Genomic DNA, 16,380 nt, shown 5'->3' with positions numbered 1-16,380 from the left:
TTTATACATACCCTGATGATTAGACTGTATATTTTATTTGCTGTTTTTCACGATGACGTTCCAAAGCAAGCTTGACGAGTTTTTCAATCAAAGCCGGATAGTCGACTCCTGTGTGCTTCCAGAGTAGAGGGAACATGCTATAAGGAGTGAACCCAGGCATTGTATTCACTTCATTGATAAAAATTTTCCCCTCTTTCGTCAAGAAGAAATCGGCTCTGACCAATCCAGAGCAATCCAATGACTTAAAGGCAGAGATGGCCATTGCGGATAACGCGGCAAACTCATTTTCACTAATTTCAGCTGGGATGACCATTGCGGAATTCCCATCCTCGTATTTTGCTGAGTAATCATAGAAGGCGAAATCCTTTTTGGGGATGATCTCTCCCGCCACTGAGCAAGTAGGATCATCATTGCCTAGAATGCCAAACTCCACTTCCCGTGCTACGACCCCTTCTTCAATGATGATTTTCCGGTCAAATTGGAAAGCCTCCGCGACCGCTTTTTCCAAGCTATGTGAATCATCACATTTACTAATGCCGACACTGGAACCTAGGTTCGCCGGTTTAACAAAGCAAGGGTACCCAATTTCATCTTCAACCTTTTTAATCCCAGCTTCCTTATTGGCTTCCCATTCAGAGCGAATGAACCATGTGTATTTCACTTGAGGAAGTCCAGCATGAGCAAAGATGTTTTTCATGATAACCTTATCCATTCCAGCCGATGACGCTAGAACGCCATTGCCTACATAAGGAAGGTTCAGCAGTTCCAGCATCCCTTGAACCGTTCCGTCCTCTCCATTAGGTCCATGAAGCAACGGGAAAATGACGTCATATCCAGTCGATTCACCATTTTCATCAGTTGAATGGGCTTGCAGCGCAAGCGGTGAGGTCGATTTTTCAGGCAAAAAAGTCAAAGCCGCTACATCCTCTGGAGGTGCGGTTAATTTCGGGCCATTTATCCACGAACCATCTTTTGTTATGTAAATCGGATATATATCAAACTTTGCTAAATCGAGTGCTTTGATGACAGCTAAAGCCGTCTGCATTGAAACATCATGCTCCGCAGATTTCCCACCATAAAGCAAACCAAGTTTAGTTTTCATGAGTTATTACCCTCCAATATTCTTTTAACCATGTTCATTGTATCATTTTACACTTAAACGGGAAAAGCGAAACTTCCACCACACGGGAATTTCCAATCTTCCCACTCTTATCTTTTATGCGTGAGGCAGGAAGTCTTACTACTAATAAACGGAAAGAACATGTAATGTTTAAATGTAGAAGTCATTTTTGATGACGCAATCCCAGGTTTTTTCCTTTCTGCTGAAGCTGATGAATACATCCGGATCCTCCTTGTTCTGCTTTGAAAAGTCCTCCTGCATCTCATCCATGTTCAAATAATCGCCTACGACCCATATCGGGATCTCTATTTTGGCCCTGGAGTACCTAACGTCTCGAAAGGAAAAAACCAGGCCCTCTGCAAGTATCGGAACCAATGTAGAAATCACTTCTAGAGGGATGGCCGTCAACTCATTTTTCTTTCGGATTCCGAGCCACGTCCGCTCTACTTTTAGCAGCTCCAGCTTTAACGGAATCAAACTTCCCAACATCATATAAAATGCCGAAAGAGATCGAAAATAAACCTTATTGAACCATCCGTCGTCCTGAGCGAGATATACATATCGGTTATTCAATTTGCGTAAAAAAGGAGGCTGCAAATGAGTTTTCGTATGACCTAAATACAAAAGCTCAGCCAGCTCTCTTCCGTCCAGTTCATCCAGCCCTTCCGCCTCTTCAAAGTCGATCCAGCAAAAATCGCCATACGCACGGACGTTTTCTTTAAGAAGCTTGGCGATGGACTCTGACGAAGCGCTCTCAAGCAACACATTCAAATTGTATTCCCCACCATCGAATTGATGTTTCAGTAATAAGATGGAATCCAAGGAAGATGGCAGTGAATAAGCAAATTCCCGAAAGTTGAGTCCATTGAAAAGGACAAACCGCTCGGAAGCTTGCATATGCATGTATAATATATCATCGCTATCGTTCTTCATAACCAGACCCCCTCCGAACTTGCAATCCATACTGTTATTTTATCAAACTTTTTGGTTTAGACGTAGGTTATATAACCGGGAATATTGAATCTCACTAACTGAACCGCTTTTCGCCCTGCACTTCCACTAATTATAATGAACATATTCGCCACATTTAAATATCCAATCTGCAGAATGCGCCCGAACCGGAAAGATCAACTTCGCCTTTCAACGTGCTTTATAAAACAATGCGATGCTCGTTACCATAGATGCCCCATGCCGAAGCCGCGTTTTAACGTCAAAAAAAAATCCAGAGTGACTCATCACTCTGGATTTTCGTTATTAAGAAACTTGTTTTAATTCCTCAGCGGAAGGAGGATTGAATTGCCCTTCCCATTTAGAGATGACGATTGCAGCAAGTGAATTACCGATAACATTAACCACTGTACGTCCCATATCAAGAATACGGTCGATACCAGCGATGAATGCTAAACCTTCGATTGGAATACCGACTGTTCCCAATGTAGCTAAAAGAACTACGAAGGAAACACCTGGTACGCCTGCAATACCCTTAGATGTAATCATTAGCACTAGCATTAATGTAATTTGCTCATACGCACTTAAGTCGATTCCATACATTTGAGCGATGAAGATAGCTGCTAACGCTTGATATAATGTAGAGCCATCAAGGTTGAATGAATATCCAGTCGGGATAACGAAAGTAGCAATATGCTTCGGACATCCCGCTTTCTCCATTTTCTCCATGATTTTCGGAAGAACGGCTTCTGAACTCGCTGTCGAGAAAGCAAGAATCAATTCCGCTTTAAGAAGCTTAATCAATGTAAAGATATTGAATCCTACAAATTTTGCAATAAGGCCCAGAACGACGATTACAAAGAAAATCATGGTTCCGTAGACAGAAAGCGCTAACTTACCTAATGGAATTAAAGATTCCAAACCGAACTTGGAAATGGTCACACCAATTAGGGCGAATACCCCGATAGGAGCGAATTTCATAACCATATTAGTTAAGTAGAACATTCCCTCCGCTGTACCTTGGAAGAAGCGGAATACTGGTTTCCCTTTCTCACCGATAGCAGCGATGCTTAGTCCAAACAGTACGGAGAAGAAAATAATCGCTAGCATATCGCCTTCTACCATGGCTTTTACTGGATTGGATGGTACAATGTGTATGAGTGTGTCCACAAATGATTCATGCTGCTTCGTTTCTGCTGTATCAACATATGTGGAAATATCCGTTTGTTCCAGATTATTCATGTTCACACCGGCACCAGGCTGGATGATATTAGCTGAAATTAGACCAACAGCAATTGCTGTAAGGGTTACCACTACAAAGTACGAAAGTGATTTAGCACCCAATTTACCTACCGCTTTCAAATCACCTACACCCGCTACGGCAACGATCAAGCTGGAAACAATGATTGGTACAACGATCATTTTAATCATTCTTAGGAAAATGTCCCCGAATGGCTGTAAAAAGTTTTGGGCTGTCGCATTACCATAAAAAATGGCTCCAACGATTATCCCTAGAATTAGACCAATGAAGATCTGGCTCGCTAAACTTAATTTAATTTTCTTCATGTACTTTCCTCACCTTCTATAAAGTCTTTGATGCAAAAACGTTTTGTCTCGGTAAGGGAAACAGATACTAATAGAAAGAAAGTAATTTTTCTTTTTTTGAAAAACTCTATCTTTACGCCGAAAAAAAAGACACTTCATGTGTCGATTTCTTATTGGCGTGAATATTCACACATGTTCCCTTAAAGACGCTGACGAGGTTAGCTGTCGGGTTAGGAATTGGAAACACAAATGCCCTTTCATTTCTGAATTCACCCCTAGCGGATAATATCCACAAATTTGGGTCCCCCGTTCTTGAATAAGATTAAGCGAATTAACTTATAATAAAATATTATACTAAAAGTGTTAATCTGTAAATATTTATTCTTGTTCAGCGTATAAAAAATCTTTAAACATGTCTGAAAATTCTGTATTATACTTCATTTTAACTATAATTCCGTCTTTTGATTCACCCACAAAAGTTATATAGGTATATTATCCAATCTCTTTTCATTTAATGAATTTATTTATTTTTCAAGGATGCCGAGTAACACGTACCGTACCTTTTCCCTTGCGGTGAACTTCTTATACGTTTTGGTCTTCACTTTGTCGAATTGGATGGGAGTAATGAAATGGGAATGGTTTTTCATCACCCTCTCCGGTTCCATCAGGATGACATCACCTACTGCCGGTCCCTTTATAAGTTCCTGTTTTCCTTCCGCCTTAAGTCCCAATGTAACGTAGTGTTTATCCAAATAGCCTTTTTTAGTCAATTTGTAGATATGCGGTTTTTTAGTATCATTAACAGATTTTACAGGGATGGAGGGGACACCCGCCTTTTCATTGGTAATAATGGAAAGATCGACCTTGGCTCCCACCACCAACGGCTCTGCTTCCTCACCATCCGTTTCGATCAAGGCTTGAAACGGGAACTTGTTATCCTTTGTCAGTGTCGGCTCGTCTGCCGGATAAGAATGGATGCGGCTTATTTTCCCCTTCAGTTCCTTTTTCAAAGCAGGGGCGCTTGCCTTTATAGTCATGCCCACTTCAGCCTTTTTCATCTCACTTTCGGAGAAATACCCTTCAATTCCCATATTTGCTGAAGCAATGGATATAATGGGGTTATTGAGGTCTTCATTGATATTCTTAACTATGCCGTCAGTCTCACTCGTCGTCTCAACCGCCTTAGTCTGTGTCTCGATTGAACTTAACTGAGTACTTAACATCTTCACTTTTTCGTTCAAGCGGTTTTTTTCGAGTTCCTGCTTGTACAATTCTTGCTCGATGTTACTTTCAATGAGGTCAGAGGAGCTAGTTGTTATATCAATATTCAACTTTTGTTCTACCGAATCATCAATGACCGCTTTATCGGAATCACGCTCCAGATTCCCTTGATATGCCCTCAGCTTCGCTGCGTATTGGTCAATCCCGGAAATCTCTCCCTCAGCCGCCGTTTTCTCCGCTGACAAATTCGCTTTAAGCGCATCAAGCTCCAATGTGGTGTATTCAAACAACGAGGCGCCAGCAGTAACCTCATCCCCCTCTTTTACAAGGAATTTCCGGAAGTCATTATTCTTGCCATCGAAATAAATATCATGAACTTCTGCAGGTTTTATGACTGCCTTTTTTTGAATGGTAGCCGTAATGGTATCCTTTTTTACCTTTGTCCATTTTTCCACGAAAACGGTTCTTTCCACTTTGCTTTCTTTCTTTTCAATAAGGTATAAGTTAACGGTAATTAAAACGATCGACGCCACGGAGACCACAATTATTTTCCATTTCCCTTTCATTCCCTACACCCGCCTCATACAAATACTCCCACATGGATGTATGCCAAAAAGGCTTTAGCAAACCATGTGGCCAAATAGAATAGTCCAATCATTAAAAAGATCAAATATTTATTCCGGTCCGATAATCCTCTTATATAGTAAAATTGCAGGAAAATAATCAGGAATTGAAAAATGGTGATTTCACTAAAAACGTGAATAAAGTAATCATTTCTGAGAAAATGCTGACTTATGACACCGAATGAAAAAGGATTGGCATCGTTGCCGATATCCAACAAGATGAAAAAAGGAATCAGCAAAACCTTCTCCAATATCTGCAAGCAAAAAAGGATCATTTGAACGATTACTACTTTTATGTATGGGACATCAGCGACTATCCAAAAATATAGCGATGATAATAATATGTATAAAGAAGGATAAAGAAGGCCCGCAAGCATATTGCCGCCCATGATCAGCAGCTTTCCCGCCTCGAATTCATCTACGCTCATCGTCGTGATTTGTTTGGAAAAGGATTCAGACCCGATGCCAAAATATCCGCCAACGGCATATACGAGGAGACTAAGAAAATATAACAATAGCAATTTACTTCCAAGCCGAGTGACCCCCTCAGCATTTTGCAGCTGATAACGACTCCTATAAGGCTCAAAGATGCCCTTTAACAATCTGACCTGGTAAACCATATGTGTTCCCCCTGCAAAAATTGATCTTTCTTCTTACATTTTATCTTATTTTGGAAACATTTGCAGATATAAGGAATCATAAAAGCAAAAAACACGATTCTACCGTCCCCCCTTCTCCTTCTCTAACGGGGGGCTAATACCGATAAGTGATGCTCAAGCACCTTAATATTAGCAGGCGTCTGGCTATAGTTTTCTCCATCCATATCCACGTCAAGCGGCCTCTTCGTTTCTATCGTAAGATTACTGGCCTGTACGAATGTCACTCCCGAATCTGAACCTAGCTTATCGGACCATGTACGTTTCATCGTTATTATTTCTAAAAAGGTACTAAGGCTTGCATTTTCCAGAATCGCCACACCAACCATTCCATCATCTGGATTCAGCATTGGAAAAGGCAATACATTGGTCCCGATGAAAGAGCCATTCATGACCAGGATCATGATCGCTTCCCCTTCTATATGTTTACCATCATAAGCGACCTTAAAGGGAAAAGGGTCCTTATCTCCAATCGTTCTCACAGCGCTTAATAAGTAGCCTATCTTTCCGAATCTGTTTTTTTCCTGTTCATCAATATTATTGGAGGTATCTGAAATAAGGCCAATTCCCCAGAAATTAGAAAAATAAGCATCATTGGCCTTCCCTATATCAATGGAGCGGACCTTTCCGTTAACAAGGGCTTCCGCAGCTTGCCGAACATTTTGGGGAATATTCAATGTCCTGGAAAAATCATTGCAAGTCCCTCCTGGTAAAATCCCGAACAACGGCCTTTTGGCAAGAGGAGATAGTCCGTTTACACACTCATGAACCGTTCCATCTCCTCCTAATACGAATATGACATCCATTTCTTCTCCATGACCTAAGCAGAAACGGTATGCATCGCCCTTTTCCTTAGTCTGCAAAACAAGGAACTCATCTATATGTGGTGCGATGATCGGAAGACACCCTTCGAGGGTTTTAGTTAACTTTTGATTCCCGGCATTTTCATTATAAATCAGCATCCCTTTTTTCCATCTCATTACTTTCCCCCCTTTGTCCTACTATGAAAAATCGTCATCCCACTACCTATACCTTTTCCTAAACCGTATCATTTGAAACTATTTCGAGATTAATGCAATGTAAGCACCATTTAAAAAAGAGGCGTTTCGCCTCCTTCTGAAACATTCACATATTCGTTAAATATTCCTTCATCGTTAGGCTAAGCTTTGAATGTAAGGGTATCTTCTTTTCACTTTTCTCCAAAAATAATAAAAGGCTCTCCAAAATTATCGAACTCGGCTTACTTTTGGATAGTTCTTCTTGAATTGCCCTTAAAGCTTTCGTATTTTTACTCGCTTCCCTTCCTTCTTCTTTGGGGGTTTCCGCTTCCAACAGCTTTGTGATGATCAAAAGCGTTTCCTCTTTTGGGTTCATATCCTGTATTGTACAATTCGGCAAGGGGAATTGCTTCAATAGTGGGTCTTCCAGGTTTTGCAGGCTTGCAATTATCGAATCGAGACGATTCAAGAAAAAATTAGGAAACAATGCAACTTCAAAAGCATCTTTTTTTCTCATGAGAATGCCCATATATCCTTTGAACAAAGAATCCAGCATAACCGTGCAGTCCGGCAGATACTCAGCAGGCAAATCGGGGTAAAGCTCCATGATTTTACGCTTGAACCAAATCATGCCCTCCTCATGGATATAGTGCAAGAACTGATCCAATTCTTTACTGATATGAACCATTTGTTCCTGCATCAGCATCTGGATTAAGTTTGTATTACCCGTCATATGCTCAATTTGAACGGTGAGTTGCCCTAAAAACCTGTCTTTGTTGGATAAAGAGGCATCAAGTTCCCAATCGAGCAGCGCGTCCGTCAATGCTTCATAGAAGTACTTGAAAATGGATACGAGCAGCTCTTCCTTCGATTTAAAATAATTATAAAAAGAACCCTTTGCTATCCCGCACTTTTCAGCAATTTCTTGAACGGAGGTCGAATGATAGCCCTTCTCCGAGAATAGCTCGACCGATTTATCTATAATCATTTTATGTTTTTCATTCATCAGATTCATCCTAACCTTTAAATATTATACATATATGACCAACCAGTCATTATATTCACATTGTATCTTAAAACCCCTGAAATCACAACGATATAACTAAGGGTTACTATCTGTTGCAATCATAATTAATATACTATATATTTGATTCTATGACCGGCTGGTCACAATATTATGTATGGAGGGTACAAAGCTTGAATTCGATAATTAAATTTTCTTTAAAGAATAAACTGGCAATCTGGTTGCTTACCATCATCATCGTTGCAGCAGGATTATATTCCGGTTTAAACATGAAACAGGAAACCATCCCAAATATCTCCACTCCTTTAATAAGTGTCTCCACCGTTTATCCCGGAGCTGCACCTGAAGAAGTGGCAGATAAACTCACAGACCAGATTGAGCAAAAAGTCACCAACTTGGCAGGAGTTGAATTGGTCAGTTCGTCCTCCATGGCCAATGTTTCTTCCGTCCAATTGCAATATGACTATGATACGGATATGGACGATGCCGTTAAAGATGTGAAAGAAGCATTGGAGAATATCGAATTGCCTGAGGGCGTGGATGAACCAAGTGTATCCAAATTAGAATTAAATGCTTTTCCAGTAGTCGCACTAAGTGTGACCGACAAGGATTCTGATTTACCTGAACTGACAACAAATGTCGAGGATGTGTTAGTGCCAAAACTTGAAGGAATTGACGGGGTAACATCCGTAACCATTTCCGGACAGCAAGTTAATGAAGGCAGCCTTGAATTCGACAAAAAAAAGATGGCACAATACGGACTCAGTGAAGAGGACGTAAAAAAAGTAATTCAAGCCGCAAACGTCAACATGCCTCTTGGCTTATATAATTTTGACGATAAAGAAAAAACGATCGTGGTGGACGGAAACATTTCCACGTTAAAAGACTTGAAGAATATTGAAATCCCTTTAGCCGGCTCACAAGCAGGAGCGCAACCACAAACAGCACCGGCACAAGGGCAAGCTAATCAAATGGCTCCAGAAACGGCACCAACTGCTCCTCAAATGCAAAGTGTCAAATTATCGGACATTGCCGACGTGAAGATCATCGGTAAGGCTGAGTCCATCTCGAAGACGAACGGCAGCGAGTCAATTGGAATACAGGTTACAAGATCCCCTGATGCCGATACAGTCGCCATAGTCGAAGAAGTGCAAGACCAGGTTGCGAATTTTAAAGATGAATTTAAAGGTGTAAGCGTACATACTACGCTTGATCAAGCCAAACCGATTAAGGATTCCGTCGAAACAATGATCAGCAAAGCCATATTCGGCTGTCTGTTTGCCGTCATCGTGATCATGCTTTTCCTAAGAAATGTTAAAACGACCCTTATCTCCGTCATTTCAATTCCACTATCTTTATTGGCTGCCCTTTTGGTGCTTAAACAATTGGATATCTCATTGAATGTCATGACATTGGGAGCAATGACAGTTGCGATTGGCCGAGTGGTCGATGACTCGATCGTCGTAATTGAAAATATATATCGAAGAATGGCCTTAAAAGGCGAACAGTTAAAAGGCGGTGAATTAATCCGTTCCGCCACGAAGGAAATGTTCATCCCTATTCTTTCATCAACTATCGTTACAGTAGCCGTCTACCTGCCGTTAGCAAGCGTTACAGGGCCTGTTGGTGAGCTATTCATGCCATTCGCTTTAACGATGGTGTTTGCATTAGTCGCATCATTAATCATTGCCATCACACTCGTACCTGCCATGGCGGATTCGTTATTTAAAAACGGCCTTTCCGAAAAAGAATTGAAATCACATGAGGAAAAGCCAAGCAAGCTATCTGGTTTCTACCGCAGGGCACTGAATTGGTCATTAAGCCATAAGTTAATCACTTTCGGTACAGCAATAGCATTATTGGTCGGCAGCTTATTCCTCATTCCAAGCATCGGTGTCAGCTTCATGCCTGCGGATGAAGAAAAGCAGATCATCGTCACCTATACTCCAGCACCTGGAGAATTGAAAGAGGACATTGAAAAGGAAACGGAAAAAGTAGAAAAGTACCTAATGGAAAAAGATGATGTGGAGACAGTCCAATATACACTAGGTGAAAACATGATGAGTGGCATGATGGGCGGCTCCAGTAACTCAGCCCTTTTCTATGTACTTTATGATGAAAACACCGAAAACTTCGGGGAAAAGAAAGAAAAGATCATCAAGCATCTGACGAACCTCGACTCTCCTGGAACGTGGAAGCAACAAGAATTCACTTCCTCATCAAGCAACGAAACGACCCTTTATGTCTATGGAAATACTCAAAAAGACATTGAACCGGTAATTGATGATATCCAAAACATCATGAAGAAAAATAAACAATTGAAAGATGTTGATACAAGTCTTTCCGATGCATATGAGCAATACACACTCGTGACAGATCAGAAGAAGCTTAGTGAACTTGGATTAACAGCTGGCCAAGTTGGCATGTCCATTGCAAATTCAAACAAAGATGATGCTCTGACAACAATCAAGAAAGATGGAGAAGAAGTCAAAGTATATGTAGAGACAGAAGAAAAGACGTTCAAAGATAAAAAAGATCTTGAAAATACGAAAATCACTTCTCCAATGGGAATGGAAGTTCCTTTAAAAGATGTAGTTAAAATAGAGGAAGGCAAGGCATCCGATACAATAAGCCGTCGTGATGGAAAAATTTACGCGGACGTATCTGCAACAATCAAATCGGATGATGTTGCAGCAGTAACGAAAGAGGTACAAAAGGAAGTCGATAAATTAGACCTTCCAGCAAGCGTCACTGTGGACTACGGTGGTGTAACCGAAGATATCCAAGAATCATTCACACAGCTTGGAATCGCCATGTTGGCAGCCATCGCCATCGTTTACTTTGTCCTTGTCGTCACTTTCCATGGCGGTTTAGCGCCAATCGCCATCCTATTCTCCTTACCATTCACGGTAATCGGGGCTTTAGTAGGGTTATTCATTGCCGGTGAGACGATCAGTGTTTCGGCGATGATGGGTGTGCTCATGCTTATCGGTATCGTTGTAACCAACGCCATCGTATTGGTGGACCGGGTGATTAAAAATGAAGAATCCGGCTTATCTACACGTGAAGCGCTACTCGAGGCCGGCTCTACCCGTCTACGTCCAATCTTGATGACTGCCCTTGCTACGATCGGCGCTTTAATACCATTGGCCATCGGCGCTGAAGGCAGCGGCTTGATCTCTCAAGGTTTAGGAATTACCGTTATCGGCGGACTAGTGAGTTCTACCTTACTAACACTTGTCATCGTACCGGTAGTATATGAAGTAATCATGAAAATAGGAAAAAAGAAGAAAAAAACAGCTAAATAAAGATTACTGAAAAAACCCCTGTAGAAGGACACTTAATAAAGTGGCTATCCTACAGGGGGTTTTTTTATGTACCTGGAATATGAAATTTAATCAGTGGTGCTAAACGAGGATAATTGCAGACCTGCAGGGAGGCCATAGGCAGCGAGCCAATGAACCGGGAATGCCAGGAAGCGTTGCAGTATATGGCGTATCGCAATGATGCAGACAAAGACAAAGGGCAAGAGATCGATGTGCGGGAGCCTGAGGTAAAGCCTTCGTTTCGCCGAAGGTCATTTTCAAATGCCAAAGAAAAATATAAACACTATCCCCACAGAACCTGCGAGTAGCGCCTCAGGTCCCGCCCCATTCCACCCATCACCCTCATGAACATCATTTCCAAGGAAATGCCTGCGTCATTATAGGCACTCTATACACAAAAAAAAGGAAAGACCGTTCCTTCCTTTTTACTTTCTATGAGTCAATGCTTCGTGAACGTTTGGTCAATGGCATCTTCCAAATCCAACGATTTTTCCTTTAGATAACGCTTTGTCACATTTAAATCTTTATGACCGGCAAGTTTGGATATCGTTTGAATATCTATTCCATTATCAACTAACCTTTGGCAAAATGTATGGCGTAATTTATGTGGATGCACATTGTATTTTTTTAGTATATATTGAACCGACCTCGGAGTGATCCTTTGATTATAGCTTGAAAGGAACAAAGGGTCAGCTGTATCCTTCAAAGAATATAGATAGTTTTTCACGTGCTGTATGACCGATTGTGTAAGGGGAACGGTTCTGTCAATTTCCCCTTTTGCATTTCTGACTAGTATGTAATTCTTCTCATTATCCATGATGACGTCAGAGCCATTCAAATCACATAATTCCGAAACACGGATTCCCGTATGCAACAACAGGTACACGATGGCGATGTTCCTTAGATTTCCCTCTGCTTCTATATCCCTTAGCAGGATTTCCTGCTCTTTAATACTTAAAGTTTCAGGTATCTCATGCTTGTGCTCTTTAACCTTACGCTCAACCGAGAGCATAATTTCCGGTTTGCCCAAAAATTTAAAAAATGCATTTAATCCGATAAAGTGTTTCTCAATCGTCCCAGGACTTTTCTTGCAATTTTCTAAATTATCAAGATAATCCTGAACGTCTTCAGAATGAATCTCCAGCAATACCTTTTGTGTCTGGTCACAAAACTGTGAAAGGACACCAGTATACGTTTTAATCGTATTATCTGATTTGCCTTGGTCTCTCAACCATTCAGCAAACGAAAAAATCATCTCATCTTTAGCAGAGGTATCCATCGGCTATTCCCCCAATGACAGTTTCAGAACTATTTCAAGTTTAACATATATCCCAACAGAAACGAAGAATTCTGTCCAGATGTCTTCATATGGATATGATTATATACAAAGAGGTGCGAGGCAGGATTTATACTATTTATAGATGCTGCATTTATAGTATGCCCCTATCCTGTTATGCATAGTAATTTCATTCTTTGAGGGCTGGAGTTGCCTGCCTTATCTAGGCAGTTAGTGACTCCGGGAAGGATCGAATATCAAAAAAAGACCAGCCGGATGGCTGATCTTTTGAATGGGCTTGGCGGCGTCCTACTCTCACAGGGGGAGACCCCCAACTACCATCGGCGCTGAAGAGCTTAACTGCCGTGTTCGGAATGGGAACGGGTGTGACCTCTTCGCTATCGCCACCAAACATATGAGGAACGTTGTTCCTTCAAAACTAGATAATAAGAAGGTATTTCATTTTTTTAAAAGCGTTGGTTAAGTCCTCGATCTATTAGTATCAGTCAGCTCCACATGTCGCCACGCTTCCACCTCTGACCTATCAACCTGATCATCTTTCAGGGATCTTACTAGCTTGCGCCATGGGAAATCTCATCTTGAGGGGGGCTTCATGCTTAGATGCTTTCAGCACTTATCCCGTCCGCACGTAGCTACCCAGCTATGCCTTTGGCAAGACAACTGGTACACCAGCGGTGCGTCCATCCCGGTCCTCTCGTACTAAGGACAGCTCCTCTCAAATTTCCTGCGCCCGCGACGGATAGGGACCGAACTGTCTCACGACGTTCTGAACCCAGCTCGCGTACCGCTTTAATGGGCGAACAGCCCAACCCTTGGGACCGACTACAGCCCCAGGATGCGATGAGCCGACATCGAGGTGCCAAACCTCCCCGTCGATGTGGACTCTTGGGGGAGATAAGCCTGTTATCCCCGGGGTAGCTTTTATCCGTTGAGCGATGGCCCTTCCATGCGGAACCACCGGATCACTAAGCCCGACTTTCGTCCCTGCTCGACTTGTAGGTCTCGCAGTCAAGCTCCCTTGTGCCTTTACACTCTACGAATGATTTCCAACCATTCTGAGGGAACCTTTGGGCGCCTCCGTTACTCTTTAGGAGGCGACCGCCCCAGTCAAACTGCCCACCTGACACTGTCTCCCACCCCGATAAGGGGCGCGGGTTAGAATTTCAATACAGCCAGGGTAGTATCCCACCAACGCCTCCACCGAAGCTAGCGCTCCGGCTTCTCAGGCTCCTACCTATCCTGTACAAGCTGTACCAAAATTCAATATCAGGCTGCAGTAAAGCTCCACGGGGTCTTTCCGTCCTGTCGCGGGTAACCTGCATCTTCACAGGTACTATAATTTCACCGAGTCTCTCGTTGAGACAGTGCCCAGATCGTTACACCTTTCGTGCGGGTCGGAACTTACCCGACAAGGAATTTCGCTACCTTAGGACCGTTATAGTTACGGCCGCCGTTTACTGGGGCTTCGGTTCAAAGCTTCGCTTGCGCTAACCTCTCCCCTTAACCTTCCAGCACCGGGCAGGTGTCAGCCCCTATACTTCGCCTTGCGGCTTCGCAGAGACCTGTGTTTTTGCTAAACAGTCGCCTGGGCCTATTCACTGCGGCTTTTCTGGGCTATTCACCCTAAAAAGCACCCCTTCTCCCGAAGTTACGGGGTCATTTTGCCGAGTTCCTTAACGAGAGTTCTCTCGCACACCTTAGGATTCTCTCCTCGCCTACCTGTGTCGGTTTGCGGTACGGGCACCTTACATCTCACTAGAGGCTTTTCTTGGCAGCGTGGAATCAGGAACTTCGGTACTATATTTCCCTCGCCATCACAGCTCCGCCTTGATGGAAACGGGATTTGCCTCGTTTCCGGCCTAACTGCTTGGACGCGCATATCCAACAGCGCGCTTACCCTATCCTTCTGCGTCCCCCCATCGTTCAAACGATGTATAGGTGGTACAGGAATATCAACCTGTTGTCCATCGCCTACGCCTTTCGGCCTCGGCTTAGGTCCCGACTAACCCTGAGCGGACGAGCCTTCCTCAGGAAACCTTAGGCATTCGGTGGAAGGGATTCTCACCCTTCTTTCGCTACTCATACCGGCATTCTCACTTCTAAGCGCTCCACCAGTCCTTCCGGTCTGACTTCAACGCCCTTAGAACGCTCTCCTACCATCGACACCTAATGGTGTCAATCCACAGCTTCGGTGATACGTTTAGCCCCGGTACATTTTCGGCGCGGAGTCACTCGACCAGTGAGCTATTACGCACTCTTTAAATGGTGGCTGCTTCTAAGCCAACATCCTGGTTGTCTAAGCAACTCCACATCCTTTTCCACTTAACGTATACTTTGGGACCTTAGCTGGTGGTCTGGGCTGTTTCCCTTTCGACTACGGATCTTATCACTCGCAGTCTGACTCCCAAGAATAAGTATTTGGCATTCGGAGTTTGACTGAATTCGGTAACCCGTTGGGGGCCCCTAGTCCAATCAGTGCTCTACCTCCAATACTCTCATCTTGAGGCTAGCCCTAAAGCTATTTCGGAGAGAACCAGCTATCTCCAGGTTCGATTGGAATTTCTCCGCTACCCACACCTCATCCCCGCACTTTTCAACGTGCGTGGGTTCGGGCCTCCATTCAGTGTTACCTGAACTTCACCCTGGACATGGGTAGATCACCTGGTTTCGGGTCTACGACCTCATACTCATTCGCCCTATTCAGACTCGCTTTCGCTGCGGCTCCGTCTCATCAACTTAACCTCGCATGAAATCGTAACTCGCCGGTTCATTCTACAAAAGGCACGCCATTACCCATTAACGGGCTCTGACTACTTGTAGGCACACGGTTTCAGGATCTATTTCACTCCCCTTCCGGGGTGCTTTTCACCTTTCCCTCACGGTACTGGTTCACTATCGGTCACTAGGGAGTATTTAGCCTTGGGAGATGGTCCTCCCTGCTTCCGACGGGATTTCTCGTGTCCCGCCGTACTCAGGATCCACTCAGGAGGGAACGAAGTTTCAACTACAGGGTTTTTACCTTCTTTGACGGACCTTTCCAGATCGCTTCATTTACCCCGTTCCTTTGTAACTCCATGTTGAGTGTCCTACAACCCCAAGAGGCAAGCCTCTTGGTTTGGGCTAATTCCGTTTCGCTCGCCGCTACTCAGGAAATCGCATTTGCTTTCTCTTCCTCCGGGTACTTAGATGTTTCAGTTCCCCGGGTCTGCCTTCAGTACCCTATGTATTCAGGTAAAGATACTGTTCCATTACGAACAGTGGGTTTCCCCATTCGGAAATCTCCGGATCAAAGCTTACTTACAGCTCCCCGAAGCATATCGGTGTTAGTCCCGTCCTTCATCGGCTCCTAGTGCCAAGGCATCCACCGTGCGCCCTTTCTAACTTAACCGTTAAAAAAGTCTTACAGATGCTTTGAAAAAAATTAATTGCCTTCTATCTATTATCTAGTTTTCAAGGAACAAGCTGTCCCAATCACAACGTGATTGATTCATTGGTGGAGCCTAGCGGGATCGAACCGCTGACCTCCTGCGTGCAAGGCAGGCGCTCTCCCAGCTGAGCTAAGGCCCCGGAAATGGAATGGTGGGCCTAAATGGACTCGAACCATCGACCTCACGCTTATCAG

The 16,380-nt window shown here is 43.3% G+C and carries 9 protein-coding genes, 2 tRNA genes, 2 rRNA genes and 1 riboswitch (1 of these 14 running past the window's edge); of the genes, 1 reads left to right on the top strand and 12 read right to left on the bottom strand.

What is annotated here, in order from left to right:
• Positions 1 to 19: 19 nt before the first annotated feature.
• From ABE28_RS01340 to ABE28_RS01310, 7 genes are all read right to left on the bottom strand, one after another.
• Positions 20 to 1,102, bottom strand: coding sequence for a D-alanine--D-alanine ligase (locus tag ABE28_RS01340; protein ID WP_064462234.1), 1,083 nt, complete (start codon positions 1,100 to 1,102; stop codon positions 20 to 22).
• A 168-nt stretch (positions 1,103 to 1,270) separates the two neighbouring features.
• Positions 1,271 to 2,053, bottom strand: coding sequence for a hypothetical protein (locus ABE28_RS01335; protein ID WP_064462235.1), 783 nt, complete (start codon positions 2,051 to 2,053; stop codon positions 1,271 to 1,273).
• 321 nt (positions 2,054 to 2,374) lie between these two features.
• Entirely contained in the window at positions 2,375 to 3,634 is a 1,260-nt protein-coding gene (locus ABE28_RS01330) for a cation:dicarboxylate symporter family transporter (RefSeq protein ID WP_064462236.1), read from the bottom strand.
• A 171-nt stretch (positions 3,635 to 3,805) separates the two neighbouring features.
• Positions 3,806 to 3,952: riboswitch (cyclic di-AMP (ydaO/yuaA leader) on the bottom strand.
• 185 nt (positions 3,953 to 4,137) lie between these two features.
• The gene (locus tag ABE28_RS01325; RefSeq protein ID WP_064462237.1) at positions 4,138 to 5,400 is read right to left on the bottom strand and encodes an efflux RND transporter periplasmic adaptor subunit; all 1,263 of its coding nucleotides are present in this window, start codon (positions 5,398 to 5,400) and stop codon (positions 4,138 to 4,140) included.
• A 14-nt stretch (positions 5,401 to 5,414) separates the two neighbouring features.
• Entirely contained in the window at positions 5,415 to 6,077 is a 663-nt protein-coding gene (locus ABE28_RS01320) for a hypothetical protein (RefSeq protein WP_064462238.1), read from the bottom strand.
• Positions 6,078 to 6,199: 122 nt separating this feature from the next.
• The gene (locus ABE28_RS01315) at positions 6,200 to 7,093 is read right to left on the bottom strand and encodes a YegS/Rv2252/BmrU family lipid kinase (RefSeq protein WP_064462239.1); all 894 of its coding nucleotides are present in this window, start codon (positions 7,091 to 7,093) and stop codon (positions 6,200 to 6,202) included.
• Positions 7,094 to 7,238: 145 nt separating this feature from the next.
• Positions 7,239 to 8,117: a TetR/AcrR family transcriptional regulator gene (locus tag ABE28_RS01310; protein WP_064462240.1), complete on the bottom strand. Its 879-nt coding sequence runs from the start codon at positions 8,115 to 8,117 to the stop codon at positions 7,239 to 7,241.
• A 191-nt stretch (positions 8,118 to 8,308) separates the two neighbouring features.
• On the opposite strand from ABE28_RS01310, the gene ABE28_RS01305 reads away from it, so the two are divergent.
• Complete coding sequence (locus ABE28_RS01305) at positions 8,309 to 11,443, top strand: efflux RND transporter permease subunit (RefSeq protein ID WP_064462241.1); 3,135 nt, start codon at positions 8,309 to 8,311, stop codon at positions 11,441 to 11,443.
• A 457-nt stretch (positions 11,444 to 11,900) separates the two neighbouring features.
• On the opposite strand, the gene ABE28_RS01300 is transcribed toward ABE28_RS01305, so the two are convergent.
• The 5 genes from ABE28_RS01300 to ABE28_RS01280 all read right to left on the bottom strand — a co-directional run.
• A complete protein-coding gene (locus tag ABE28_RS01300; protein WP_064462242.1) occupies positions 11,901 to 12,740 on the bottom strand; it encodes a tyrosine-type recombinase/integrase in 840 nt (279 codons plus the stop codon).
• 293 nt (positions 12,741 to 13,033) lie between these two features.
• Positions 13,034 to 13,149: ribosomal RNA gene (gene rrf, locus ABE28_RS01295) — 5S ribosomal RNA — on the bottom strand.
• A gap of 64 nt (positions 13,150 to 13,213) precedes the next feature.
• Positions 13,214 to 16,146 (bottom strand): 23S ribosomal RNA (locus tag ABE28_RS01290).
• A gap of 103 nt (positions 16,147 to 16,249) precedes the next feature.
• Positions 16,250 to 16,325, bottom strand: a tRNA-Ala gene (locus ABE28_RS01285).
• Positions 16,326 to 16,335: 10 nt separating this feature from the next.
• Positions 16,336 to 16,380: transfer RNA gene (locus ABE28_RS01280), tRNA-Ile, on the bottom strand; it runs 32 nt beyond the window's last position.

The organism is Peribacillus muralis (genome assembly GCF_001645685.2).
Classification (GTDB): Bacteria; Bacillota; Bacilli; order Bacillales; family DSM-1321; genus Peribacillus; species Peribacillus muralis_A.
The sequence above is the reverse complement of the archived record's forward strand: the minus strand, read 5'-3'. Positions and strand labels throughout refer to the sequence as shown.